Source organism: Pseudoalteromonas sp. APAL1, assembly GCF_021532475.1.
Taxonomy (GTDB): Bacteria; Pseudomonadota; Gammaproteobacteria; order Enterobacterales; family Alteromonadaceae; genus Pseudoalteromonas; species Pseudoalteromonas lipolytica_C.
This window is the reverse complement of the sequence record NZ_JAKGAW010000007.1, coordinates 63,346-88,430: the sequence shown is the minus strand read 5'-3', so window position 1 is coordinate 88,430 and position 25,085 is coordinate 63,346. Positions and strand designations below refer to the sequence as shown.

The 25,085-nt window shown below is 39.5% G+C and carries 21 protein-coding genes and 1 tRNA gene; 21 read left to right on the top strand and 1 reads right to left on the bottom strand.

Annotated elements, in window-relative coordinates; genetic code table 11:
• Nucleotides 1-10 precede the first annotated feature (10 nt).
• The 7 genes from iscA (at nt 11) to nagP (ending at nt 10,542) form a co-directional block, all read left to right on the top strand.
• The gene (iscA, locus tag L1264_RS05360; RefSeq protein WP_054552502.1) at nt 11-334 is read left to right on the top strand and encodes an iron-sulfur cluster assembly protein IscA; all 324 of its coding nucleotides are present in this window, start codon (nt 11-13) and stop codon (nt 332-334) included.
• A gap of 77 nt (nt 335-411) precedes the next feature.
• The gene (gene hscB / locus L1264_RS05355; protein WP_135923329.1) at nt 412-939 is read left to right on the top strand and encodes a co-chaperone HscB; all 528 of its coding nucleotides are present in this window, start codon (nt 412-414) and stop codon (nt 937-939) included.
• 47 nt (nt 940-986) lie between these two features.
• Nucleotides 987-2,849 (top strand): Fe-S protein assembly chaperone HscA, encoded by a 1,863-nt coding sequence (gene hscA, locus L1264_RS05350; RefSeq protein WP_235403748.1) that lies wholly within the window; start codon nt 987-989, stop codon nt 2,847-2,849.
• An 11-nt stretch (nt 2,850-2,860) separates the two neighbouring features.
• Nucleotides 2,861-3,199, top strand: a complete 339-nt coding sequence (gene fdx / locus L1264_RS05345; protein ID WP_135923331.1) for an ISC system 2Fe-2S type ferredoxin — start codon at nt 2,861-2,863, stop codon at nt 3,197-3,199.
• Between the two features lie 189 nt (nt 3,200-3,388).
• A complete protein-coding gene (locus L1264_RS05340; protein ID WP_235403746.1) occupies nt 3,389-4,816 on the top strand; it encodes an NAD-dependent succinate-semialdehyde dehydrogenase in 1,428 nt (475 codons plus the stop codon).
• Between the two features lie 748 nt (nt 4,817-5,564).
• On the top strand, nt 5,565-8,213 hold the full coding sequence (locus L1264_RS05335; protein ID WP_235403744.1) for a family 20 glycosylhydrolase: 2,649 nt from the start codon (nt 5,565-5,567) through the stop codon (nt 8,211-8,213).
• Nucleotides 8,214-9,258: 1,045 nt separating this feature from the next.
• Nucleotides 9,259-10,542: an N-acetylglucosamine MFS transporter NagP gene (nagP, locus tag L1264_RS05330; RefSeq protein WP_235403742.1), complete on the top strand. Its 1,284-nt coding sequence runs from the start codon at nt 9,259-9,261 to the stop codon at nt 10,540-10,542.
• 818 nt (nt 10,543-11,360) lie between these two features.
• Here nagP and L1264_RS05325 read toward each other — a convergent pair.
• A tRNA-His gene (locus L1264_RS05325) sits at nt 11,361-11,436 on the bottom strand.
• Between the two features lie 279 nt (nt 11,437-11,715).
• On the opposite strand from L1264_RS05325, the gene L1264_RS05320 reads away from it, so the two are divergent.
• The 14 genes from L1264_RS05320 (at nt 11,716) to L1264_RS05255 (ending at nt 25,068) form a co-directional block, all read left to right on the top strand.
• Nucleotides 11,716-12,534 (top strand): mechanosensitive ion channel family protein, encoded by an 819-nt coding sequence (locus tag L1264_RS05320; protein WP_054563554.1) that lies wholly within the window; start codon nt 11,716-11,718, stop codon nt 12,532-12,534.
• A 35-nt stretch (nt 12,535-12,569) separates the two neighbouring features.
• Nucleotides 12,570-13,349, top strand: a complete 780-nt coding sequence (locus L1264_RS05315) for a DUF481 domain-containing protein (RefSeq protein WP_135923335.1) — start codon at nt 12,570-12,572, stop codon at nt 13,347-13,349.
• Between the two features lie 105 nt (nt 13,350-13,454).
• Nucleotides 13,455-16,136, top strand: coding sequence for an SLBB domain-containing protein (locus L1264_RS05310; protein WP_235403741.1), 2,682 nt, complete (start codon nt 13,455-13,457; stop codon nt 16,134-16,136).
• Between the two features lie 33 nt (nt 16,137-16,169).
• Nucleotides 16,170-17,237 (top strand): UDP-N-acetylglucosamine--undecaprenyl-phosphate N-acetylglucosaminephosphotransferase, encoded by a 1,068-nt coding sequence (gene wecA, locus L1264_RS05305; RefSeq protein WP_199527075.1) that lies wholly within the window; start codon nt 16,170-16,172, stop codon nt 17,235-17,237.
• Nucleotides 17,238-17,257: 20 nt separating this feature from the next.
• On the top strand, nt 17,258-17,653 hold the full coding sequence (gene gspG, locus L1264_RS05300; RefSeq protein ID WP_199527074.1) for a type II secretion system major pseudopilin GspG: 396 nt from the start codon (nt 17,258-17,260) through the stop codon (nt 17,651-17,653).
• Nucleotides 17,653-19,302 (top strand): GspE/PulE family protein, encoded by a 1,650-nt coding sequence (locus tag L1264_RS05295; protein ID WP_235403740.1) that lies wholly within the window; start codon nt 17,653-17,655, stop codon nt 19,300-19,302. Before gspG ends, L1264_RS05295 begins: the two co-directional genes overlap by 1 nt.
• Nucleotides 19,302-20,504 carry a type II secretion system F family protein gene (locus L1264_RS05290; protein ID WP_235403739.1) on the top strand — a complete coding sequence of 401 codons (1,203 nt, stop codon included), beginning with the start codon at nt 19,302-19,304 and terminating at the stop codon, nt 20,502-20,504. Before L1264_RS05295 ends, L1264_RS05290 begins: the two co-directional genes overlap by 1 nt.
• The gene (locus tag L1264_RS05285) at nt 20,504-20,911 is read left to right on the top strand and encodes a prepilin-type N-terminal cleavage/methylation domain-containing protein (RefSeq protein WP_235403738.1); all 408 of its coding nucleotides are present in this window, start codon (nt 20,504-20,506) and stop codon (nt 20,909-20,911) included. The genes L1264_RS05290 and L1264_RS05285 overlap by 1 nt, the downstream gene beginning before the upstream one ends.
• A complete protein-coding gene (locus tag L1264_RS05280) occupies nt 20,908-21,339 on the top strand; it encodes a PulJ/GspJ family protein (protein ID WP_235403737.1) in 432 nt (143 codons plus the stop codon). The genes L1264_RS05285 and L1264_RS05280 overlap by 4 nt, the downstream gene beginning before the upstream one ends.
• The gene (locus L1264_RS05275) at nt 21,329-22,012 is read left to right on the top strand and encodes a PulJ/GspJ family protein (RefSeq protein WP_199527069.1); all 684 of its coding nucleotides are present in this window, start codon (nt 21,329-21,331) and stop codon (nt 22,010-22,012) included. The genes L1264_RS05280 and L1264_RS05275 overlap by 11 nt, the downstream gene beginning before the upstream one ends.
• Complete coding sequence (locus tag L1264_RS05270) at nt 22,009-22,866, top strand: hypothetical protein (protein ID WP_328255632.1); 858 nt, start codon at nt 22,009-22,011, stop codon at nt 22,864-22,866. Before L1264_RS05275 ends, L1264_RS05270 begins: the two co-directional genes overlap by 4 nt.
• 8 nt (nt 22,867-22,874) lie before the next feature.
• A complete protein-coding gene (locus tag L1264_RS05265; RefSeq protein WP_235403736.1) occupies nt 22,875-24,014 on the top strand; it encodes a hypothetical protein in 1,140 nt (379 codons plus the stop codon).
• Nucleotides 24,011-24,571 (top strand): GspMb/PilO family protein, encoded by a 561-nt coding sequence (locus L1264_RS05260; RefSeq protein ID WP_199527066.1) that lies wholly within the window; start codon nt 24,011-24,013, stop codon nt 24,569-24,571. The genes L1264_RS05265 and L1264_RS05260 overlap by 4 nt, the downstream gene beginning before the upstream one ends.
• A complete protein-coding gene (locus L1264_RS05255; protein ID WP_235403734.1) occupies nt 24,571-25,068 on the top strand; it encodes a hypothetical protein in 498 nt (165 codons plus the stop codon). Before L1264_RS05260 ends, L1264_RS05255 begins: the two co-directional genes overlap by 1 nt.
• Nucleotides 25,069-25,085 lie beyond the last annotated feature (17 nt).

Genomic DNA, 25,085 nt, shown 5'->3' with positions numbered 1-25,085 from the left:
AGATAAATTCATGGCAGTGACATTGACAGATGCGGCAGCAAACCGCGTAGAATCATTTTTAGCAAATCGCGGCAAAGGCATTGGCCTACGCGTTGGCATTAAAACGACAGGCTGTTCAGGTCTTGCTTATGTTCTTGAATTTGTTGATGAGTTAGCTGACGGCGACGAAATTTTTGAAAGCCGTGGTGTGAAAGTGATCGTTGATGCCAAAAGCTTAGTCTACATTGATGGTACTGAGCTTGATTACACCAAAGAAGGTTTGAATGAAGGGTTTAAGTTTAATAACCCGAACCAAGCCGATGAGTGTGGTTGCGGCGAAAGCTTTACCGTTTAAGCTTAAAAAATTTCTTTGCTTGAAGCCCTGCCTATGTAGGGCTTTGTTCTTTCCTGTTTACCGAGTTGGATTATGTAATGCGTTACTTTGAGTTATTTGCAATTCCAGTAGATTACAACATTGATTTAGCGACTATTAATAAACACTACCTTGAGCTACAACGCGCAGTTCATCCAGATCGCCACGCAAGCTCTAGCAGCCGTGATAAATTACTTGCTGTGCAAAATGCAGCAGAAATCAATGATGCATTACAAACCTTAAAACACCCGGTAAAACGCGCTGAGTACATGCTAAGCGAGTTAGGTGTTGATATTCGCGCCGAGCAACAAACATTGCAAGACCCGCTATTCTTAATGCAGCAAATGGAACTGCGTGAAGAATTAGAAGAACTTGAAAATGCCGCAGATCCTGATGCAGCAATTGCCCAGTTTGAAGCGCAAATTAAACAACTCGATAAGCAATACAGCAGCGAATTAGCCGAACAGCTCGCAAGTAATGATGAGCAACAATGGCAAGCTGCCGCTGACAATATTCGTAAATTGAAGTTTGTTTATAAGTTACGCGATGAACTAGAGCGTATTGAAGACAGTTTATTTGATGATTAATCGTTAGTTGTATTAAAGCAGCTATTTAAGAGTTTAAAAAGAGCATTATGGCATTATTGCAAATTGCTGAGCCGGGGCAGAGCGCGGCACCACATGAGCACAAATTAGCAGTCGGTATTGACCTTGGTACAACTAACTCGTTAGTTGCAACAGTGCAAAGCGGCGAAGCACGCACACTGACTGATTTAGCAGGTAATGCGATGCTACCATCAGTTGTACAATACCAAGCTGATAGCATAGTGGTCGGTGAACGAGCGGCAGCAGCTGCAACTCAAGACCCTGCAAACACACTAATTTCAGTTAAGCGTTTTTTAGGTAAAACTCAGGCCGAAATCGAAAAAAGCTATGGTCAACTACCGTATGAATTCTGTGAGCATGATGGCTCGTTAGCAATCAGCACGGTTGCAGGTGCAATTAGTCCTGTAACTGCATCGAGTGAAATTTTAAAAGCATTAAAACTGCGTGCAGAAGATAGCTTTGCAGGCCAAGACATTATGGGTGCAGTTATTACTGTGCCAGCCTATTTTGATGATGCACAGCGTCAAAGCACCAAAGACGCTGCCGAGCTTGCTGGTATCAAGGTATTACGTTTATTAAACGAGCCAACGGCTGCGGCTGTTGCTTATGGCCTTGATTCAGGCCAAGAAGGCATTATCGCCGTATACGATTTAGGTGGCGGTACCTTCGATATTTCTATTTTACGTTTACACCAAGGCGTGTTCGAAGTAATGGCAACTGGCGGTGACTCAAGCCTTGGCGGTGATGATTTTGACTCGCTATTAGTTGATTACTTCAAAAAGCAAACAGGTGTGAGCGAGCTTTCTGCATCGGTATTGCGTTTATTCATCAATAAAGCAAAAGCGTGTAAAGAAGCACTAAGCCAATACCAAACTGTGAATGTAGGCTTAGAGTTTGATGGTAAAAGCCACAAAGTTGAAGTTACTCGCGAAACGTTTGATGAGCTTGCTCTTAGCCTTGTGAAGAAAACACTGCGTTCTTGTCGCCGTGCGGTTAAAGATGCGGGTATCGAGAACGAAGAAGTACTGCAAGTTGTAATGGTTGGCGGCTCGACTCGTATGCCAATTGTACGCTCTCAAGTTGCTGAATTTTTCGATAAAGAGCCACTGACTTCTATCGACCCTGATCGTGTAGTTGCACTCGGTGCGGCATTACAAGCAGACGTACTGGTTGGCAATAAGCCAGATTCAGACATGTTGCTATTAGACGTATTACCACTATCGCTAGGTCTTGAAACCATGGGTGGCTTGGTTGAGAAAATCATTCCACGTAACACCACGATCCCTGTTGCACGTGCACAAGAGTTCACCACTTTTAAAGATGGTCAAACGGCTATGTCACTGCATGTATTACAAGGTGAGCGTGAGCTGGTTGATGATTGTCGTTCGCTGGCTAAATTCAGCTTAAAAGGTATTCCGGCAATGGCAGCAGGTGCTGCGCACATCCGCGTAACCTTTAAAGTAGATGCTGATGGCCTATTAAGTGTATCGGCAATGGAAAAATCAACCGGTGTACAAGCTGAAATCCAAGTGAAACCATCATTTGGCTTATCGGATGATCAAGTTGCAAACATGCTCAAAGAATCAATGACTAACGCAAAAGACGATATGCAAGCGCGGATGCTTAAAGAGCAGCAAGTTGAAGCGTTACGTGTTGTAGAAGCGCTTGAAGCATCACTCGCAACCGACAGCGCATTACTTGATGAACAAGAATTAGGTGCGTTAAAAGCAGAAATTGCTAAACTTGTTGCCGTACGCGAAACTGCAACAACACCTGCAGAAATTAAAGCAGCGATTGAAGCTGTAGACAATGCAAGTAGCGAATTTGCTGCTCGCAGAATGGATGCATCAATCAAAAAAGCGCTGCAAGGGCAGTCAGTAGACGAAGTTTAACGAGGTAAGGTATGCCACAAATTATTTTTCTTCCCCATGCAGAATTATGCCCAGAAGGCGCAGCAATTGAAGCACCTGCAGGTGAAACAGTATTAGATGTTGCACTAAAAAACGGTATTAGCATTCCACATGCTTGTGAAAAGTCATGTGCGTGTACAACATGCCATTTAATCATCCGTGAAGGCTTTGACTCTTTAGATGAGAGCGATGAGCTTGAAGACGACATGCTAGATAAAGCATGGGGTCTAGAGCCTGAATCACGCCTAGGTTGCCAAGCAATCATTAAAGATGAAGATTTAGTGGTTGAAATTCCAAAGTATAATCTCAATATCGTTAATGAAGAGCATTAATTTTTAACGGCTTTGATTTCGTAAAAACCGCTGTAGTTGCTTAGTCTCTACAGCGGTTTTTTGTTTTTTAGAGCTTTAAATTGTAAGTTTTATGCCTTAAGTTGCTATTTTTACTCCCTGTAAAGCAGGTGCACGTTCAATTTACTTATCGCTTAAAGCTTGTGACTTAAAGCTGATTTTGGAGGTTCTATGTCTGATTTAGTTTTTTCTGATTCGTTTATCGACGGTGACTTTTATTCTACGAGCCAGCGTTTTAGTGTAGATAACCCTGCAACCGCAGAAGCGATTACTCAGGTCTCTAATATTGATGAAGCAGGGGTTGAACTGGCTATAAAAAGTGCTGACGAGGCATTTAGTAAGCTAAAGCAAACAACAGCAACCGAGCGCAGTGAAACGTTGCGCCGTTGGTACGACTTAGTCATTGAGCACAAGCAACAACTTGCTAAATTGATGACTAAAGAGCAAGGCAAGCCTTTAAAAGAATCCTTGGGTGAAGTTGAATACGGTGCAGGCTTTATTAAATGGTTTAGTGAAGAGGCAAAGCGCAGTTATGGCGACACAATTCCTGCCACTGACAGCAAGCATCGTTTAACAACGATAAAGCAACCCATTGGTGTGGTGGCTGGTATTACACCTTGGAATTTCCCGATTGCTATGATCACTCGTAAAGTGGCACCTGCCTATGCAGCGGGTTGTAGTTTTGTGATTAAACCTTCGGAGCATACGCCATTATGCGCTATTGCCTTAGCCTACCTTGCAGATAAAGCTGGTTTTGTAAAAGGTGCGCTGAACGTGGTGGTATCCGAAAACGCAAAAATGGTGGGTGAGATCATGACCGAGTCGGAGCGTGTACGTAAGTTCACATTCACAGGCTCAACCGGTGTAGGTAAGCAGTTACTATCGCAGTGCGCTTCAACCATTAAGCAAACGTCTATGGAACTTGGCGGCAATGCCCCGTTCATTATTTTTGATAATGCCGATTTAGATGAAGCAGTTGCAGGCCTTATGGGGGCTAAATTTAGAAACGCAGGACAAACCTGTGTTGCCGCTAACCGAATTTTTGTTCAGCGCTCAGTGCTTGAAACGGTGCTTGAGAAACTCACAGACAAAGTAGCTGAGTTAAAGGTAGGTAATGGTCTAGATGACGGGGTAGATATCGGCCCATTAATTTACCCTAAAGCAAAAGAAAAAGTGCAAACACTTGTGCAAGATGCAGTTGATAAAGGGGCGTCGTTGATCGGTGATAACAGCGAGCTTGAAGGTAGCTTCCAAGCACCATTAATTTTAACTGATGTTACTCCAGAGATGGATATTTATCATGATGAAGTGTTTGGCCCAGTTGTGAGCATAATCACCTTTGATGACGAGCAAGAAGTACTTCAACTTGCTAACGACGTTCCTTACGGTTTAGCCGCATATTTTTATAGTGAAAACATCAAGCAGGTTTATCGCGTAAGCGAAGCACTTGAATACGGCATGATAGGTATTAACGAAGGCCTCATCTCAAACCCAGTAGCGCCGTTTGGCGGTGTTAAACAGTCTGGCTTAGGCCGGGAAGGCGGTCACCAAGGTCTAGATGAGTACCTAGAAGAGAAGTATCTTTGTGTTAAAATTTAAGCCATCAGACTGATAGCTAAGTCCTTGCGCGCGAAATAAATTTCACGCCTACATTAAAGACAACTATTCGCACAAAGAGGATAAGAGGGCGCTACGCTTTAGAGGAAGTAAAAAAATGATCTTTTGGTTTCCTCATTCTTTTCTCATTCTCTCCTCTTTGTGCAAAATAAATTGAACCACAGAGGGCACAGAGGCGCTGCGCGCTACACAGAGAAAACCAAATTATCACAAAGAGATTATGAGGCGCTTCGCTTAAGAGATAAATATTCATTTGGTTTACTCATTTTCTTCTCATTCACTTCTCATTGTGCAAAACATATTTGAACCACAGAGTACACAGAGGCGCTGCGCGCTACACAGAGAAACCAGTGATCACATAGATATTATGAGGCGCTACGCTTAATAGAAACATCTCTCTTTCTTTTCCTCTGTGCTCTCTATGGCCTCTGTGGTTAGAAAAAGATCTTTAATTCACAAAGAGAGTAAGAGGCGCTTCGCTTAAGAGATAAATATTTCTTTGTTTTACTCATTCACTTCTCTTTGTGCAAAAACATTTAAACTACAAACAACACAGTTCCCCTTCAAACTTGCCAGCTTACGGCCTAAAGCTATCAACTCCTCACCTTTATTTTCATAAAATGATAGCGCTGTCATTTTAGTTTTTATATGATAGGAACGAATTATTAACAAAAATGAAAAATAATACGCAGAAATATCGTACACTCAGGGCATAAACGAGGAGAAAGTAATGGATTTTAAGAAGTCACTATTCGCGGTAATGCTAGCGACTGCACCTTTAATGGCAAGTGCAGCATTAACTCAATCGCAAGTTGATCAGTTTGCGAAAGGCACCGAACTGCTGTTTTCGGTTGAAGATAACTTTCGTAATAAAGATGCGGGCTTTTTAGGAAAAATTACCCTTAATAATGGCTCTAATGTGGCGTTGCCTGCGGGCGAAAGTGACTGGCAGCTTTATATTCACTCAGTTCGTAAAATCTCAACCGAGCATGTCGCGGGCCTAAATATTGAACATGTTAATGGCGATTTACATCGCATCGTACCAACGAGCTCATTTAAAGGTTTAGCCGCAGGTGAAAGCTTGGAGCTGCCATTTGATGCACAAGTTTGGATTGTTGCTTACAGTGACTTTATGCCACGGGCATTTTTTGTTTCAGGTAAGAATAAACCAGCCGTATTTGCCAACACTGACACTGAAGACTTTAAACAGTTTGTTACGCCATTTACCCGCGAAAACCAGTTACGTCGTTACAATGAGCCAAAAGATTTATCGGTTTTAGCAACGGCAAAAGTACGCTACGAACGAAATAACGCTGATAAGGTGTCGGTTAGTAAAGACGATGCCTTAAAGCGTATTATTCCGAAGCCTCGCAAAGTTGAGTTTAATCGTGGTAGCGCAACACTTAATTATAATTGGCAAATCAGTTATCAAGGTCAGCTTAAACACGAAGTTATGGTGTTTATGCAAGACTTACAGGATGACTACGGCATTAGCCTTAAAGCACAGCCTGATCACATCAATATTGGCAAAGACAAAGTTATTCGCTTAAAAGTTGACCCTAAACTCAATAATGCAAAAGCTGAAAGCTACACTCTAGAGATTGATGATGAAGTGATCACTATCGTAGGTAGCGATAACGCCGGTGTGTTTTATGCGATGCAAAGCTTATTGAACCTCATTCCTGCAAATAGCCAAGGCAGTGCCAGCTTACCGCAGTTAGAACTTGAAGACTCACCGCGTTATGGTTGGCGTGGTATGCATTACGATAATGGTCGTAACTATCATGGCAAAGAAGCAATGTTCAAGCTGGTTGAGCAAATGGCTCGCTATAAAATGAATAAGCTACACTGGCACTTTTCAGAAGATGAAGGCTGGCGACTTGAGATCCCAGGTCTACCAGAGCTTACCGACGTTGGTGGCTATCGCTGCTTTGATTTAGAGGAGCGCGAGTGTTTATTAACTCAGCTTGGCACAGGGCCATTTAAATCAGGCTCAGGTAATGGTTATTTGAAACGTGATGAGTTTGTTGAGCTATTAAAGTTTGCGAAAGACCGTCACATTCAAATCATCCCTGAAGTTGAAGGCCCAGGCCATGCGCGTGCCTCAATCAAAGCGATGGAAGCGCGTTATCACAACATGTTAGAAGAAGCTGAGAAAGCGACAAAAAACAACATTAAAACGCGCTCTGCAAACAAAGAAATTCAACACATAGATATGGGGCCGGCAACGCAATACTTGCTTACTGATCCAAAAGATACCTCTGTGTACATGACGGTACAAAACTACAAAGATAACTCAATGAATGTGTGTATGGACTCAACCTACGCATTTTTAGATAAAGTGACCTATGAACTTCAGCAGATGTATCGCGAAGCAGGTGTTCAGCTAAAGAACTTGCATATTGGTGGTGATGAAGTCGGTGCTGGTTCGTGGATAGGCTCGCCAATCTGTCAGGCGCTATTTGCCGATCCTAATAACGGTGTATCTGGCCCAGCTGATTTAAAACCTTACTTCACACAACGTGTTGCAACCTTACTTGAAAAGCGCGGTATTTCTCCGGGTATTTGGGAAGATGGCATCATGTATGACCGTGAAAACCCATTTAAACGAGATGAATTTCCTAATAAAACCTTTACCGTTAATACTTGGGATAACATTTGGGAATGGGGCGTTGCCGATAGAGCATACCGCCTAGCAAATGCTGGTTACCAAGTGGTGTTATCACACGGTACGCATTTGTACTTTGACCACCCATACGAAGCAAGCCCACAAGAGCGTGGTTATTACTGGGCAACTCGTTACACAGATACTAAAAAAGCCTTTAATTACATGCCTGATGACGTGTATGCAAATGCCGATTACACTCGCACTCGTGAGCCAATCGTTAATTTAGAAGCGTTGGTTGGTCGCCCGTTACCTAAACTTGAAAAGCCTGAGAATATTCTGGGTATGCAAGGTCAGGTATGGTCAGAAACAATCCGTACTGAAGATCAAGTATTAGCAATGATCTTCCCGCGTATTTTATCAGTAGCAGAGCGCGCATGGCATAAAGCCGATTGGGAAGGCGAAAACGTCGATAGTAAAAAACAAGCAAAAGACTGGGCTGAGTTCTCAAGTGCAGTCGGTTTAAAAGAGCTTAATAAGTTAGCTAAAGACGGCATCAACCTGCATTTACCAGTACCTGGCGGTGTGATTGAAGATGGTAAATTATACGCCAACAGCGCATTTGCTTATTTGAGCATTGAGTACAGCCTAGATAACGGCCAAAGCTGGGAAACTTACGTTGAGCCAGTAAAGGTTGATAATAATGCAAAAGTTGCTTTACGCACCCGCTTGAACGCACAGCAAACCAGCCGCGTGACCGTTGTTGGTGAGTAATGTTTTTGCGATAAATAAATGTGACGCTTACAGAAAAACGTAGGCGTCATTTTTTGTTTTCCTCATTCTTTTCTCATTCACTTCTCTTTGTGGAAAAAATTATTGAACCACAGAGTGCACAGAGGCGCTGCGCGCTACACAAAGAAAACCAAATGATTACAAAGAGGATAAGAGGGCGCTGCGCTTAAGAGAAAGTAATGTTTTGGCTCTCTCATTCTCTTCTCATTCACTTCTCTTTGTGCAAAAAATTATTGAACCACTGATTGCGCAGAGGCGCTGCGCGCTACACAGAGAAAACCAAATGATCACAAAGAGTATAAGAGAGCGCTACGCTTTAGAGAAAGTAATGTTTAGGTTTACTCATTCTCTTCTCATTTACTTCTCTTTGTGTAAAAAATTATTGAACCACAGAGTGCACAGAGGCGCTGCGCGCTACACTGTGCAAAAAATTATTGAACCACAGAGTGCGCAGAGGTGCTGCACGCTACACAGAGAAAACCAAATGATTATAAAGAGGATAAGAGGACGCTACGCTTAAGAGAAAGTAATGTTTAGGTTTACTCATTCACTTCTCTTTGTGCAAAAAAATTATTGAACCACAAAGTGCACAGAGGCGCTGCGCGCTACACAGAGAAAACCAAATGATTACAAAGAGGATGAGAGGGCGCTGCGCTTAAGAGAAAGTAATGTTTAGGTTTACTCATTCTCTTCTCATTCACTTCTCTTTGTGCAAAAAATTATTGAACCACAGAGTGCACAGAGGCGCTGCGCGCTACACAGAGAAAACCAAATGATCACAAAGAGTATAAGAGAGCGCTACGCTTAAGAGAAAGTAATGTTTTGGCTTTCTCATTCTTTTCTCATTCACTTCTCTTTGTGAATAAACCTTCGAGCGAAATAAATTTCATGGCTACGGTATCTAAATAAGCATGTCAGCGCTGTCATTTTTGTTGCGATAGTGTTATAAATATTTAATATCTCTTTTATATAATCATCTGAATGAACAGTATTGCAGAATCGCTGTGTGCTGTGAGTGGGAAATGTTATGTCAGAAACGAATAAACAGAGCAGTATTGTGCCTATGGCGATTGTTGCCACGCTGTTTTTTATACTGGGTTTTGCTACGTGGTTAAATGGCTCATTGATGCCGTTTTTACAGCAAGTTTTGCAGCTTTCACCGTTTCAGGCATCGCTGATTATTTTCTCGTTTTATATCGCCGTGACTTTTACGGCTCTACCTTCAGCAATGATCATCAGAAAGGTAGGCTATAAAAATGGTATGGCGCTAGGTATGGCGACCATGATGGTGGCTGGTTTACTATTTATTCCTGCTGCAAAAACGCAGGTGTTTGCACTATTTTTATTTGCACAGCTTGTGATGGGTGCAGGGCAAACATTGCTACAAACAGCGGTTAATCCATACGTCGTAAGAATTGGCCCAGAAGAATCAGCTGCGGCTCGCGTTAGTATTATGGGTATATTAAATAAAGGTGCCGGTGTTGTAGCACCAATCGTGTTTACCGCACTGATACTCAGTGATTTTAAAGGCTTTGTAGGTAAAGAGCTTAGCCAAACTGATATTGATGCTATGGCAAATGGTTTAATATTACCGTATTTAGGGATGGCAATTTTTATTGGTATACTTGGTTTTGCGGTTACTAAAATGCCATTGCCAGAGTTGATCGATGATTCTGATGAACAAAAACCGGGGCAAGTAAAAGAAGCGCTGAGCCATCCAAGTCTTGCATTAGGCATTGTGGCACTTTTTGTTTATGTGGCCGTTGAAGTAATTGCCGGTGATACGATTGGTAGCTTTGCGTTGTCATTAGGTGTTGAAAAATATAGTGTAATGACGTCATACACTATGGGTTGTATGGTGCTAGGTTACTTTTTAGGGGTGTTACTTATCCCACGCGTGTTATCACAGCAAGCAGCGTTGACTATTTCTGCTGTATTAGGTTGTGTGTTAACTCTAGCGATTGTTACTGGTAATAATGAAACTGTATTTATATCAACACTGCTTGGCCTAAAATCGGTACTGCCTGATACACTATTGCTCATTGCTGTGCTAGGCTTTGCTAACGCCATTGTATGGCCTGCAGTTTGGCCGCTAGCATTATCTGGTTTAGGTAAGCTAACTAGTGTAGGCTCAGGTCTACTTATAATGGGCATAGCTGGTGGCGCATTCGGCCCGTTATTTTGGGGTTTGGCAAGTGGCGGCGTAAAAAGCGCAGAAGCACAACAAATGGCTTATATTGTAATGTTGCCTTGTTATTTATTCATACTTTTCTATGCTGTTAAAGGTCACAAGATGAAAAGTTGGAAGTAATTATGGGTTAGAGGTTAGGTGTAAAGTGCACAGCCTTGAACTTTGAAAAGCATTTCTAGTAAATAGAAATAATCCCGTGTGTAATGCCACCGAAAGGTGGCATTTTTTTGCCTGCAGTTTAAGAGCCGCGCTACACAGAGAAACCAAATTATCACAAAGAGATTATGAGACGCTTCGCTTAAGAGAAAGTAATATTGTGGTTTCCTCATTCACTTCTCTTTGTGCAAAAGAAATATTGAACCACAGAGAACACAGAGGCGCTGCGCGCTACACAGAGAAACCAAATGTTCCAAAGAGAATATGGACGCTTCGCTTAAGAGAAAGTAATATTGTGGTTTCCTCATTCTTTTCTCATTCACTTCTCTTTGTGAAAAAGAAATATTGAACCACAGAGAACACAGAGGCGCTGCGCGCTTCACAGAGAAACCAAATGATCACAAAGAGATTATGAGACGCTTCGCTTAAGAGAAAGTAATATTGTGGTTTCCTCTTTATCTTCTCGTTCACTTCTCTTTGTGCATATTGTGCAAAAACATTTGAACCACAGAGAACACAGAGGCGCTGCGCGCTACTCAGAGAAAACCAAATGATCACAAAGAGGATAAGAGGGCACTTCGCTTAGAGGAAAACAAAAAAGCATTATTATTACTTCCTCATTTTCTTCTCATTCACTTCTCTTTGTGCAAAAGAAATATTGAACCACAAACAACCCCGAACAGCCAAAGCTGACGGCTTTTAGAATTGAAAATAGGCGTTAAAGATAAAACTTAATAATGAAATTAAAATAGAAAATAAGAGAATTTAAAAAGGGGGAGAAGTGGGGCGACTGATGGGGCTTGAACCCACGACAACCGGAATCACAATCCGGGGCTCTACCAACTGAGCTACAGCCGCCACTGAGATACACCTCGTTTGGTGTGGCGCGCATATTACATAATTAAGTTTAGCTTGTGAAGCCCTAAATTGAAAAAAGTAGAAAAAACTTACTTGCCTCAGAAAATTCAGAATCGCCACCTTGGTCAGCGGGCGTTCAGTTTTGCAGATTAGACTTGCGTTTTTTGTAATTAGGCAAATACTCATTTCTTAGTTTTGCGCGTAATTTAATGATTTTTTAACCAAAGATCATATATAATTTGTACAGCGTTATGCTAAAAATGAACTTCAGGAGAGAACATGGATACAATAATGAACTGGATCAACGAGAATTCAGGTTTAATCATACATTACGCCGTTCAGGCGGTTCTAGCGCTAATCATTTTCTTCATCGGTGGTCGCATCGCTAAATTCTGCGAAGGCTTAACCGAAAAAGCATTTGATAAAAAGAAAGTAGATAAAGCTGTAGGTTCATTTGTTGCTAGCATTGTCTATGCAATTGTATTTGCTGCAACAATCTTAATGGCACTATCTCAATTAGGTATTGAAACTACTTCATTCATTGCTATTTTAGGTGCTGCTGGTTTAGCAGTAGGTTTAGCATTGCAAGGTTCACTGTCTAACTTTGCATCAGGTGTTTTAATCATTTTACTTCGCCCATTCAAATCAGGTGACTATGTAGAAGCTGGCGGTAAAGCTGGCACAGTTAAGAAAATCGAAATTTTCTCTACAGAATTGCGTACACCTGATAACAAAGTAATTATCATGCCTAACTCATCAATTATGGGCAGCCCAATTACCAATTTCTCTCGTGAATCAACTCGTCGTATCGATTTAGTAATCGGTGTTGGTTACGATGCAGACTTAAAAGAAGCAAAAGCGGTTCTTAAATCAGTGTTAGATAAAGAAGAGCGCTTATTAAAAGACCCAGCATACACAGTAGCTGTATCTGAACTTGCAGATTCAAGTGTAAACTTTGTCGTTCGCCCATGGGTTAACTCAGCTGATTACTGGCCAACGTATTTCGATCTAATGGAAAACATTAAGATCGCATTAGATGATGCCAACATCACCATCCCATTCCCGCAAATGGATGTTCATTTGCATAAAGAAGACTAATAAGTCGAACTTAAAGTAGTAAAGGTTATTTTTTAATGAAATTAAAAGCTTTATCAATTCTAGTTGCAGCCTCAGCTGCAACTAGCGCATTCGCAGCAGATGAAACCAAAACTTGGGATGTAACCAGTGAGTTAGGTGCTATTGTAACAAGCGGTAACACTGAAACAACCACACTAAAAGGTGGTATCAAGGTTTTACATAACCTAGAAAACTGGAATAACGAGTACAAGTTAGACGGTCTTTATAAAGAAGATGAGATCGAAAACGACCAAGGTGTTAAAGAAACACAACGTACTAACGAAAAGTACTCAATCTCTGCACAAGGTAACTATAAGTTAAACGAAAAGCACTCACATTTATTCATCTACGGCTCACACGTATCTGATTACTTTGGTGCATACCGCAACGAGTCAGTTATCTCAGCGGGTTATGGTTTACGTTTAATCGACCGCTCTGACATGTGGCTTAATGCTGAAGTCGGTCCGGGTTATAAGTACTTCCAATACCCAGATGACAGCACTGAAGTTGATGACAACGGTAATTCGCTTGCTGGTGAGCGCGAAGGTGAAGTAATCGCACTAGGTAAAGTTGATTACAACTGGCAAATTTCAGACAGTGCACGTTTTACTCAGTTAGTATCAGTTGAATACGGTGATACCAACACCAAAACACGTTCAGAGTCTGCAATTCTTGCTAAAATCAACGGCTCACTGCAAATGAAAGTGGCATATAACATCACCCACAACTCAGATGTTGCCGATGATAAAGAAAACACAGATACAGAAACGTCATTGACGCTTGTGTATAGTTTCTAATTTTTAAGTTAATAATAAATGGGTAAACTTGTTTACCCATTTTTTTTGCTTATAAAATGATGTAGTATGCCGCGGTTATCTTTATTTTCTTAGAAGGGAAACTTTGTGAAGTTTTTTAGACTTGTAATCGCGCTTTTTATCTCGCTTTTATTTATTACTGAAGCTCATTCAGTCACTCCAACTAAGCAACAAATCGAACAATTTAAAAAACTCCCTAAATCTCAACAAGAAGCACTTGCTAAGAAGTATGGCTTAGACCTCAGTATGTTGGGTTCGGCAGGTCAAAACGAAAACCAATCTGAGAATGAAGTCACAGATACTGTAATGCCTAGAGGCATGTTTAACGATGATGAAGATAACAAACAGATTTCAGCAGAAGAGAAGTTCAAACCTGAAGAAGATAAGCTTAAACCATTTGGCTATGAACTTTTTTCTGGTGAACCGACCACGTTTGCGCCGTCAGAAAGTGCTCTAGTGCCTGATTCTTACATTGTTGGGCCTGGTGATACTTTTACTATCAATTTGTTTGGTAAAGAAACGTCTGCAGAAGAGGTTATAATAGACCGTGAAGGTCGCCTAACGATTAGTAAGCTTAAGCCAGTCACAGTTAGTGGTATGCAATACAGTGATGTTGTCGAATTAATTAAAGCAAAGGTTAAACAAGAGATTATTGGTACTGAAGCTTATGTATCAATGGGTAAAACACGTTCAATCCGTATTATGGTTTTAGGTGAAGCATACAAGCCTGGTGCTTATACTGTTCCTTCATTAGCTTCAATCACTCATGCTTTATTTGTAAGTGGTGGTATTTCAGAAATAGGTTCTCTTCGAAATATACAATTAAAGCGTGCGGGAAAAACAGTAACAACTCTCGACTTATATAACCTATTGATAAAAGGTGATAGTAGTAATGATGTCATTTTAAAGCCAGGTGATGTTGTATTTATTCCACCAGTTGGTATGCGAGTGAGTGTTGAAGGTGAAGTACGTAGACCAGCCATTTTTGAGCTTAAAAAAAATGAATCTAGTCAAGATCTAATAGCCATGGCTGGTGGTTTTAATGCCGCTGCATATCCGCAGAAAACAGTTGTAGAACGCTACACAGGTAATAGTTCGAGAACCGTTCTGCAACTCAACTTATCTAAAAGAGATGCATATAAACCAAATGATGGAGATGTAATTCGCGTTCCATCTTCTAGTAAAGAATTAGACAATGCCGTAACTCTGCTTGGTGCTGTTGCTCATCCAGGCAACTATGCTTGGCATGAAGGAAAAACTGTCAGCCAGCTTTTTGGTTCTCTAAAAGCAGATTTACTACCAATTGCAGACTATGATTATTCATTAATTGTTCGCGAGACTAATTTACGTGGTGATATTGAGTTACATCAATTTTCCCTCATAAATGCAGTAAGTGGTGAAGAAGACCTGGAGCTAAAGCCTCGCGATATTGTTGTTGTATTTAGTCGTTTCCAATCTTTAGAAAGTGAAGAAAATGCCCTTGCAGGCATGGCTTTAACTAAAGAGCAGTTAAAACAACAAGAAAAAATCAAGCTTTGGGATGAGTACGAAGAGCGAAAGTTTTATGAATTTATCGATCTTGGTTCAGCGTTGGATAAGGAACTAGCTGAGACACTCTCTAAAGAAAAAGAGCAAGAAGTTCTTTCTATTACTGAATTGCTCACAAATAAGGAAGAATTAGAAGAGCATGAGTATGCTGTCTTTAGTAGAAAAAGGTTGCTTAAACCTATTTTGGCTAAACTGAATCAGCAAGCAAACTCTGATGACGGATTACAAATTATAGGTATCCGTGGTGAAGTATTTTACGAAGGTGTATATCCAAAACCTGTGAATGCGTCAGTGAAAGGAGCGCTTCTAGCTGCTGGTGGCCTAAAAGAATCTGCCTACCTGAAAAGTGCTGAAGTAACTCGCTTTGCAGGAAAATCTAATTTGGAACATATTAGTATTGATTTATCTAGGTTAGTTAATGATGAGTCTAGTTCATCATTTGAGTTACAAAGCAAAGATACAATTAATATTTACCCGATTCCAAATTGGCAGCAAGATAGAAAAATTAATATTGTTGGCGAAGTAAAATTCCCTGGTGTTTATAGTATTTCAAAAGGGGAAACCTTAGCCGAAGTAATTGAGCGCGCAGGCGGTTTTACAGAGTTTTCTTATCCTGAGGGGGCTATTTTTACGCGTGAAGAAACTCGAAAACAGCAGCAGCAACAACTAAAGAAGTTGTCTGAAGACTTACGCCGAGATATTGCTTCTAAAAGTTTTAATAACTCTATTACAGATGCGTCATTATCGTATCAAGATATGAATAATTTAATAAATGACTTAGCGAATGTTAGGGCTGTTGGTCGTTTGGTTATTGATCTACCTGCAATTATGAATGGTCAACGTCATTTAGAGGTAGAAGATCAAGATGTACTATATGTACCTTCAAAACGCTCAAGTGTAAGTGTTGTAGGTGAGGTTAACTTTTCTGGTTCACACCTTTATCAGGAAGAGCTTAGCCTTAATGACTATTTAAGCCGCAGCGGTGGTTTAAAGCAACGTGCTGATGAAGACCGTATTTATATCATTAAGGCAAGTGGTTTAATTGAAGTGCCAAATGAAGGGTCTTGGTTTGCGGTTAATAATAATTTTCAGTTATCGCCAGGTGATACTATAGTAGTACCTTTAGATTCTGATTATATTGATAACCTGACTCTTTGGAGCACTGCAACGCAAATAGTGTATCAAATGGGCGTAGCTGTAGCGGCTATCAGTTCATTATAACAATGAAGTATGTTTCTTAATTAAGGCTTCATAATGACCTTTGAATTCATAACATTGATGTTTGCATTTGTTTTTTCATACATCATAATTTTGGCGATTACGCCATTAGCTGTAAAATTTGGCTTAGTCGATAAACCATGTCTGCGTAAACAGCATACCGGCACCATTCCTTTAATTGGAGGGTTGTCTATCTTTTTGGCTGTAGCAATTTCGATTATGGCATTTCACCCACTGACAGTGAAAATTGTAAGTTACTTAGCTTGTGCTGCGGTCATTGTAGTTTTGGGTGTTATAGATGATTACCGTCAATTAGGTGTAAAAATTAGATTAGGCGTCCAAGTTCTAGTTGCTCTTGTGATGATCTACAGTAGTGAAATATACATTCATAATCTGGGCAATCTATTTTTAATGGGTGATATTGACCTTGGTTGGTTTGGTATAATATTTACAGTGATTAGTGTCATAGCTTGTATTAATGCCTTTAATATGATCGATGGCATTGACGGTTTAGCTGGTTCGCTCAGTATTCTCACCTTATTATCTGTTTTTATTTTAATGCTGTTTAGTGGTAACTATGCTTTGGTTTATTTACCGCTTATTATTGTTGCGACCGTACTACCTTATTTAGCGTTTAACTTAGGTGTTAAAGGCCATAGAAATAAGAAGATTTTCATGGGTGATGCGGGTTCTATGTTTATTGGTTTAAGTGTTATTTGGTTTTTAATGGTAGGCACTCAGACAACCGAATCAGCATTTAGACCTGTAACAGCGTTATGGATTATTGGTGTACCTTTAATGGATATGATGGCCATTATAATTCGCCGTAAACGTAAGGGGCTATCGCCGTTTAGTGCTGACCGCGATCATTTACACCATATCTTTATGCGAGTAGGTTTTAGTCCTCGCAGGGCGTTGAGCTCAATATTGTTTTTTGCCATAATTTTGAGCGGTGTTGGTATCCTAGGGGAAGTTTTAAATGTTCCTGAATGGATAATGCTTGCCCTATTTTTGATTGTATTTGTGTTTTATTCTTTAGCACTACAACACTGTTGGAAAGTAGCACGGTTTCTTAGACGAAAAAAAATAGACGTCAAAAAATAACTAAATTTAAAGAGAGTTTTATGAAAAAAAATAATGGTTTTACGATGATGGAGCTACTTGTTGTTATTGTCATCTTAGGGCTTTTAATGTCACTGGTCGCGCCTAAGTTTTTTTCTAAGTTAAGTTCATCAGAGCGTAAAATAGCAGCTGCACAAATGTCATCATTCGAAACCGCTATTGATACTTATCGACTTGATTTAGGTAAATACCCAACAGAACTTTCTCAGTTACGTAAAAGTGATGATCCACGTTGGGATGGTCCTTATTTACCGAAAGATATCCCGTTAGATCCTTGGGGAAACCCTTATGTATACAAGACCCCAGGTGAAAATGGAAATCCATACGCGCTAAAATCATACGGTAGTGATGGTAAAGAGGGTGGTACCGACAACAACGCGGATATAATACATCAATAATGCAATTACATGATTTACTTATAGAAAAGTTTAGTGTTGACCCTCAAGATCTTACACGAGCCTTAAATTATCAGGCAAAATATAGCGGAAGGTTAGAACAAGTACTTGTAAACATGGGGAGCTTGCCAGAAGATCAAGTTCCTTTGTTACTAAGTGAATATTTAGGTATCCCACTGTTTACCAGTGAACAGTACGCTAACTTTTCTGCACTAGTCATCGATAAGCCCACGCTTGATATGTTTGTTGAGCAAAGCTGGTTACCAATAACTGATAATCAAGAACATATTTCTTTTGCATGTAAAGATCCATTGAATCAAGTGATGAATGATTGGTTAAGTAAAAATAACCAATCTTATTCATTATTCATTGCGAATGAAGTTGATATTCAATTACTGGCTGCGAAATACGAAGAACCTTTAACAGATATTGATGATAATAGCCCTTTAGATGAAGAAGAACGTCTAAAAGAATTAGCCACAGAGGCGCCCACTGTAAACCTACTAAATTCATTAATTAGTAGAGCATTACGTCAAGGTGCATCAGATATGCACTTAGAGCCTTATCAGGGACGCTATAGGGCGCGTTTTAGAATTGACGGTGTGTTGCATGAAGCTGAAACTATTTCGGCTCGTAAACAATTGCCAATAATTACGCGTTTGAAAATCTTGTCGGGTATGGATATCGCTGAAAAGCGCCGCCCGCAAGATGGCAAAATCGAAATGAAAATTGCCAATCAAGAGCTTGATATTCGTGTATCGTCATTACCATTAAATGATGGTGAATCGGTTGTTATGCGTTTTCTAAGAAAAGAAAACGTGCGTTATGATATGTCAGTTCTGGGTCTATCAGATGACATCAATGAGCTGATCCGCCAAGATATTAAAACAACTGCAGGGGTTGTATTATTAACAGGCCCAACCGGTTCAGGTAAAACAACCACCTTATATACATTTTTAAATGCCCTTAATAATGATGATGTAAAAATTATTACCTTAGAAGACCCGGTAGAATACCAATTACCAGGTATTAATCAGGTGCAAGTTAATAGTGATATAGGATTTGACTTCTCTGCAGGTCTTCGCTCAATTGTACGTCAGGATCCAGACGTTATTATGTTGGGTGAAATTCGTGATAAAGAAACAGCGCAAATTGCATTACAGTCAGCACTAACCGGTCACTTAGTGTTTAGTACTGTCCATACTAATGATGCAGCGAGTGCATATACTCGATTACTCGATCTTGGGGTTGAAGAGTTTTTACTTAATGCTGCGCTTGTATCAATTGTTGCACAACGATTGGCACGTAAAGTGTGTAGTCAATGTAGTGAGCCAGATCCTGACGCACAAACATTGATAGAAAAATACAACCTAGTTCAGTTTGCTGAACGTTTTGATCTAGACAAGATTAACTTAGTTCGAGGAAAAGGCTGTGAACACTGTGCTCACACTGGCTACAAAGGACGCATGGCTGTAACAGAGTATTTGCGTTGTGATAATGAAATCAAAGCGATGCCAAAAGACGCTGATTTTATTCCAAAAGCTAAAAAGCATAATCATTCGCTTAATCGTCGTACTTTACTAGAAGATGGACTACATAAAGCTGTATTAGGTTATACAACAATAGATGAAGTTATACGGGTAGCAGGCTAATGGCACTGTTTAATTACAAAGCCTATGACTCATCTGGCGCCAAATCAGAGGGGCTTATTGAAGCAACCTCAGAGCAAGATGCAATTAGTAAGTTAAAAGCGCAAAAGCTACTGCCATATTCAGTTAATGAAGAACAAAAAAAATCATCTTTAGGGCTTTTGTTTCAAAGCAAAGTATCGTTAGCGGATCTAGAGTTCTTGACTGCTGAGTTAAGTTTATTACTTGCAACAGGGGTAAGAATTGATCGCGGCCTCGATATAATAAGACGAACAAAAGCAAAGGCCTCTTTGGCACAAATGCTTGCTAATATAAGCAGCAGCATCAAAAAGGGGAGTAGTCTTTCCCAAGCGCTCCGAGCTTACCCCGATGTCTTTGATAATTTATATTGTAACTTAATAGAATTAGGTGAAGCCTCAGGAAACTTAAGCGAAATATTTGCTGGTATTGCCAAAGATCTTAAGTTTAAACGTGAACTACAACGAAAAATTATAGGTTCACTTACTTATCCTTTCGTTATCTTATTTGTTTGTATACTGAGTATCTTTTTTATATTCAATTTCATTATTCCAAAAATGGCCGATATGTTTGGTCAGTTGAGTACTCTTCCTTGGTATACACAGCTAATGTTATCTATTAGTGAGTGGATGGGAAACTATCAGGTATTTTTAGCCTTGGCTGTTATGTTATCAGTGCCAGCATTAATATGGGCAAGTAAACAAGCTGATTTTCAACGTTGGTGGCATAAAACAGCATTAAAATTACCCGTTATTGCTAATGCATCTATTACTGTTGAACGAATTCGATTTAATAGTGGTTTGAGTTTAATGCTGAAAGCTGGCGTCCCTATTGATCAGGCGTTGGAGCTTGCTGCAGGTAATATAAAAAACCATGTGTTAAATCACGAAATGAATATTGCGCGTAAAAAAGTAAAACGTGGTAGTCAGTTAACTCCAACATTGCAGCAAACATCATTATATCCGCCATTTTATATTTCACTGCTTGAGGTGGGTGAAGAGTCAGGAAACCTAGATATTGTATTTGATGAAATAGCTAACCGTTCACGACAAGATTTTGAAACTTGGACGGATAATATGACATCATTAATCGAGCCCTTAATGATTTTATTTATGGGTGGATTTGTCGGCGGTATCGTTGTCATCATGTTGATGAGTATGATCTCTTTAAATGATGTTGGTTTCTAATGACGGGCGCAAATAATAAATTTGCATACGGCTTTACCTTGATCGAGTTAATCATTGTATTAAGTATTGTTTCCTTATTACTTTCAGTTGTAGCGCCAATCTCGGTTAAAGCTGTCGACAAAAGTGCAGCAAGAACTGAGCTACTTGAAACGCGAAACTGGATTAAAAGCATTGCTTTTCAATCATTTATAGAGTCGAGGGCGTATCGACTTGAATTGAAAGATGACACGCTTAGTTTGTACAGCCTTGATGAACAAGAAATAATAAAAACCAAAAAGCTTGAGTCATTACGATTTGAAGCTCAGTGGGTTAACTTTAATAAAAACGGACTCACTTCTCCTAACGAAATTCAGGGTTATGTACGTGGTGAACCATTAATGATTAGTCTGCAACCAACACCAAGATGAAACAAAAAAAACAGATAGGCTTTACATTAATTGAGCTTCTTATCGCTACTATTATTCTTTTCTCTTCGCTTGCAGCGGTTTCACTTATTTACCGAGGGGCATTTATTGCAAGTGAGAAAGCAAGTAATCATGTTAATGTAGTCGCAAATCTACCTGCATTAATATCGCGCATTCAACAGCAGATCCAAACTGCATCTTCAGAACAATCACAACTATCAGAGCAAGGTAATGCTTGGGGAGTTGAATATCAATGGCAAGCCTCAGTAGTGCAAAGTAAAGTTATTATTAATGAAACTATGGCGCTAGAGTTTGCAGAAGAAATAGCAGATAAAAAGCAAATCAAGCTCTGGCGTATTTCTCTTATTATTAAACGTAACGGGATTGAGAAAAACTACATTTTAAATGAAGTGAGCTGGCATGATGCGTAAACAGCAAGGCTTTACATTAATTGAATTATTAATTTCAGTGACATTGCTATCACTCATTATGTTCACTGGTAATTATGTTTATATGCAGCTTGCTTCTCGTTGGGATAAAGAATTAGGTAGCTTTGAGCACGATATTGAGCAAACAAAAGCAATTTACATTTTAAAGAACTTATTAGAGGGGGTTGAGCCGTACCTAATAAAAAATAGCAAAGGCCGGCCAGAAATGTTTTTTGTTGGTGGTGAAGATAGTTTATTAGTGATGACAAAAAGTGGTTTTGAAGATACGCAAAACCCTGAATTAGTCAGATTAACCGCTGTGCAAAATAAGCAGGGACGTTTTGACCTTGTTTACCAAGCAATTTCGAGTGCTGACATGTTGCTAATTAACTCAGAGCAGAACATAGAATTTACGAGTCAAAAAACGCTACTTAGCGATTTAGATAGCGTTACATTTAGCTATTTCGGTTGGGAAAGCTTAGAGCAAAAAGCGTTGCAAGAGCCGGGTTCAACACCTACTTGGCAGGCTACATACTCTGGCTTAGAACAACAACTAACGCCTCAGAAAGTAAGGTTGACACTAATAAAAAATCAACAACCAATGGACTTTTATTTTCAGTTAGATCAAGAGCCAAATCGTTGGTATGGTAATTACATACAAACGGGAGAGCTGTGATGAAACAGCGAGGTATTGCATTAGTACAAGTACTACTAATTGTTGCTGTAGTGTCTATTTTAGCTTTGTATTTTACTCAGTCAGCACGCCAACAAGTTAAAAATGCAACTATGATGGTTGATAAAGCACAAGCTTTAGTTGAGCTTAACAATGCTGAGGCGAGCATATTATTTTCATTACTCACTGAAAAACTCACACCAATGGCTATTCCGCCGATTAATAATCCGCTTATCACATATTGGAATTTTCATGGAGAGCCTTTTAAAACAACAAATAATGTAGAAGTTCAGTTGCAAGACTTACGTGGTTTGTTAAACATCCACTACCCAGATAAGACACGTTTAAAGCGGTTGTTGACCTACAGTGGTTTAAATGATTATGATGCCCAGCTTGCAATGCTACAGATAATAGCGTGGCAAAATTTAGAAGGGCGCTCTGATTATATTAATCATGATGTAGTAGCTCGATATGCCGCAATTCATGATATCGAAGAACTAAGCCATTTAGGTTTGCAACCAGCACAATTGAAAGTACTTGCAAATAATACAACACAATATAAAAAAGGTGCCTTCAATCCGATGAATTCACCCGATACCCTGCTATACGCTTTATTGAGCGAAGATGTTGCAAAATATGTTATTATGCAACGCAGGGCTAACAGGTTAACAGTTAATGATTTTGTGCGTGCAACGGGTATATCTGAGAGTGGCGATATTATTTTATATCCATCCAATTTATTCAAAATAACGTTAACAGCTAAGGTTGGAGAAGCGGTAGTAACCAAAACAACTTACTATCATCTACAACCAACAAAAGATCCAGTGGTGAATAAACTAGCTGTAAAGGCTCGGTAGAGAACATAATGATTAATAATAATATTAAGTTATTGCTGAAAAAATGGCTGTGCAAAGTGGTTGCTTTTTATACCGATCAACCTTACCAGCTTGTACTAGATCAACATCAGCAATTTGCTTTAAAGCCAGCATCAAACAATGAAGAAACTAAATGTTTACTTATTGTTGGTCGCCAACATTACAATGAGCAATTATCTACTTATCCAATTGGCAATAAGAAAGAGCTAAAACAATTAATTGCAATAGATCTAAAAAATACAGAGCAACAAGGCATAACCCATACATTAGTAACGCAAATTGAAGCAGAGCAAAGCCAAGTAATGCAGTGGCGTTTTGCTGAGTATCTTCCTAAAGCCTGGATCACATTGCCTGAATCACTTCTTTTGAGCCAAACAGTGACAAATGGTGAAGTCATTTCTAATCAAGTTAAAACGGCTAGCTTCGTTACTAAACATCAAAACAATGTCTGTTCGTTGCTGGTGAGTAAACTAATAAATACCCCAGACCGCTTCACAAGTATGTTTGGTATTCCATTAAAAAAGGTTATCAGTGTAGACACGGAACAAGAGTATACAGCTCGTATAATTAAAGGCTTATATGCACTTCCAAAACAATATCTACAGACATTTTTTAGCTTACCAAACAATGTATTTAATAAACGCATTGCGCTACGTTACAGTGGTCTATTTGCTGGGTTATTTGTTACATACGCACTTTTAACAAGCACTTACCTTTTTTACAAAACATATCAATTAGAGAATCAACTCGAAACCAACAAGTCATCCGTTAATACTGCACTAAATACTTTGAATGCATACTTAACAAGTAGTGAGGCACTCCAACAGCGTCAGCAATTATTACAGCAATTTTCAATTACTAGCCCCGTTTTTTTAGTTATAAGCGATTTATTTGAGAATACACAACTTAGCAGTATCAGTTGGCAAGAGGGGCGATTTGTTTTAAGAGGTAAAGCAAATAGAGCAACAGATGTGCTTGCTACCATAATGAAAGATAAGCGGGTCGAAGATGCTAGATTTGATTATCCATCACGCAAGGAGCGCGGTGGTGAAAGCTTTGTTATCAGCTTTATGTTAAACACACATGACGATCAGGTAACTTCATTTGCCTCTAATCAGGAGGGGAAATGAATAAACTTGAACCAAAGCAGCAAGTTGCCTTAGGAATTATAGGGGTATTACTTGTCTTGAAGTTTATCGTTGTGCCTTTAGTTGATTGGCAAGCAGAGCAGGTTAATTTGATTAGTAACTTGCAAAAGCGTGCCGCTAAATCACAAAGTGTGATCGAAAATCAAACAGCAATTGATGCTCAGCAACAGCAAATAACTCAGCAGCTTGAGCAAATTAATCGTTTATTTGTAGCACCTCAAAAAGATACAGAGTTTAAATTGGCCATGCAGCAACAAGTTGAACAGTTAATGGCAAAACATCAATTGCAAATAAATAACAGTAATTGGTTAGTAAGTTTAAAGGTTGCAGATAACACATTAATGCGCCATCAACTAACACTGAATATAAGCGGTAAGTTATTAAACTTTCAAAAGATATTAGTTGAACTTGAAACAAGCACTCCAACTATCCAAGTAAGCGACTTTAATATGCGCATTAAAGGGCAAAGTGAGCAGGAGTTAGGGCAGGTTGATGGCACAATTGAATTAAGTTTTTACATGCAACAAGGAGAAGCGTAATGAATAAAGCGTTACTAATCTCGATTGTTGTAATTGCGTTAATTTTAGTAGCAGATTTCAATAGTCGTTTAAGCTTAAAATCAACTGAAAAAGATAGTGACTTTAGTCAGCAAAGTTTAGTTGAAGTTCCTCTTCCTTTACTCTCTGATAGTTCAAAACAAGGGTTAGAGGAAGTGTATAAAAAATACACTCAGCCAGAGCAAAGCAGTAAAGTACAAGAAAAGGGCTTATCAGCCGCTAAACAAGCAGAACAAAATGGCGAATTGATTACTGTATTTGCAGATAATTATGAGCTTAGGTTAAAGGCCGTTATATTCACAAGTAAGCCGTATGTGCTTATAGAACAAAAAGATATCAATGATAGTAGTAGCCAGCTTGTCAAATATAATGACATGCAAACAGTGCATGGCTATAGCTTAAAAATACTGTCAAATACCGAGGTTGAGCTTAGTAAAGATCAACAAAACATTACTTTAATCATGTATAAACGTGGTTAATAAACAAATAGTTATAG

What these genes read in the sequence shown, in the direction of transcription:
- L1264_RS05260 (WP_199527066.1), top strand. Translation starts at nt 24,011, where the DNA reads ATGAATAAACTTGAACCAAAGCAGCAAGTTGCCTTAGGAATTATAGGG.
- wecA (WP_199527075.1), top strand. Translation starts at nt 16,170, where the DNA reads ATGACCTTTGAATTCATAACATTGATGTTTGCATTTGTTTTTTCATAC.
- L1264_RS05275 (WP_199527069.1), top strand. Translation starts at nt 21,329, where the DNA reads ATGATGCGTAAACAGCAAGGCTTTACATTAATTGAATTATTAATTTCA.
- L1264_RS05320 (WP_054563554.1), top strand. Translation starts at nt 11,716, where the DNA reads ATGGATACAATAATGAACTGGATCAACGAGAATTCAGGTTTAATCATA.
- hscB (WP_135923329.1), top strand. Translation starts at nt 412, where the DNA reads ATGCGTTACTTTGAGTTATTTGCAATTCCAGTAGATTACAACATTGAT.
- gspG (WP_199527074.1), top strand. Translation starts at nt 17,258, where the DNA reads ATGAAAAAAAATAATGGTTTTACGATGATGGAGCTACTTGTTGTTATT.
- L1264_RS05265 (WP_235403736.1), top strand. Translation starts at nt 22,875, where the DNA reads ATGATTAATAATAATATTAAGTTATTGCTGAAAAAATGGCTGTGCAAA.
- L1264_RS05255 (WP_235403734.1), top strand. Translation starts at nt 24,571, where the DNA reads ATGAATAAAGCGTTACTAATCTCGATTGTTGTAATTGCGTTAATTTTA.
- L1264_RS05340 (WP_235403746.1), top strand. Translation starts at nt 3,389, where the DNA reads ATGTCTGATTTAGTTTTTTCTGATTCGTTTATCGACGGTGACTTTTAT.
- fdx (WP_135923331.1), top strand. Translation starts at nt 2,861, where the DNA reads ATGCCACAAATTATTTTTCTTCCCCATGCAGAATTATGCCCAGAAGGC.
- L1264_RS05290 (WP_235403739.1), top strand. Translation starts at nt 19,302, where the DNA reads ATGGCACTGTTTAATTACAAAGCCTATGACTCATCTGGCGCCAAATCA.
- hscA (WP_235403748.1), top strand. Translation starts at nt 987, where the DNA reads ATGGCATTATTGCAAATTGCTGAGCCGGGGCAGAGCGCGGCACCACAT.
- L1264_RS05335 (WP_235403744.1), top strand. Translation starts at nt 5,565, where the DNA reads ATGGATTTTAAGAAGTCACTATTCGCGGTAATGCTAGCGACTGCACCT.
- L1264_RS05295 (WP_235403740.1), top strand. Translation starts at nt 17,653, where the DNA reads ATGCAATTACATGATTTACTTATAGAAAAGTTTAGTGTTGACCCTCAA.
- L1264_RS05285 (WP_235403738.1), top strand. Translation starts at nt 20,504, where the DNA reads ATGACGGGCGCAAATAATAAATTTGCATACGGCTTTACCTTGATCGAG.
- iscA (WP_054552502.1), top strand. Translation starts at nt 11, where the DNA reads ATGGCAGTGACATTGACAGATGCGGCAGCAAACCGCGTAGAATCATTT.
- L1264_RS05280 (WP_235403737.1), top strand. Translation starts at nt 20,908, where the DNA reads ATGAAACAAAAAAAACAGATAGGCTTTACATTAATTGAGCTTCTTATC.
- L1264_RS05315 (WP_135923335.1), top strand. Translation starts at nt 12,570, where the DNA reads ATGAAATTAAAAGCTTTATCAATTCTAGTTGCAGCCTCAGCTGCAACT.
- nagP (WP_235403742.1), top strand. Translation starts at nt 9,259, where the DNA reads ATGTCAGAAACGAATAAACAGAGCAGTATTGTGCCTATGGCGATTGTT.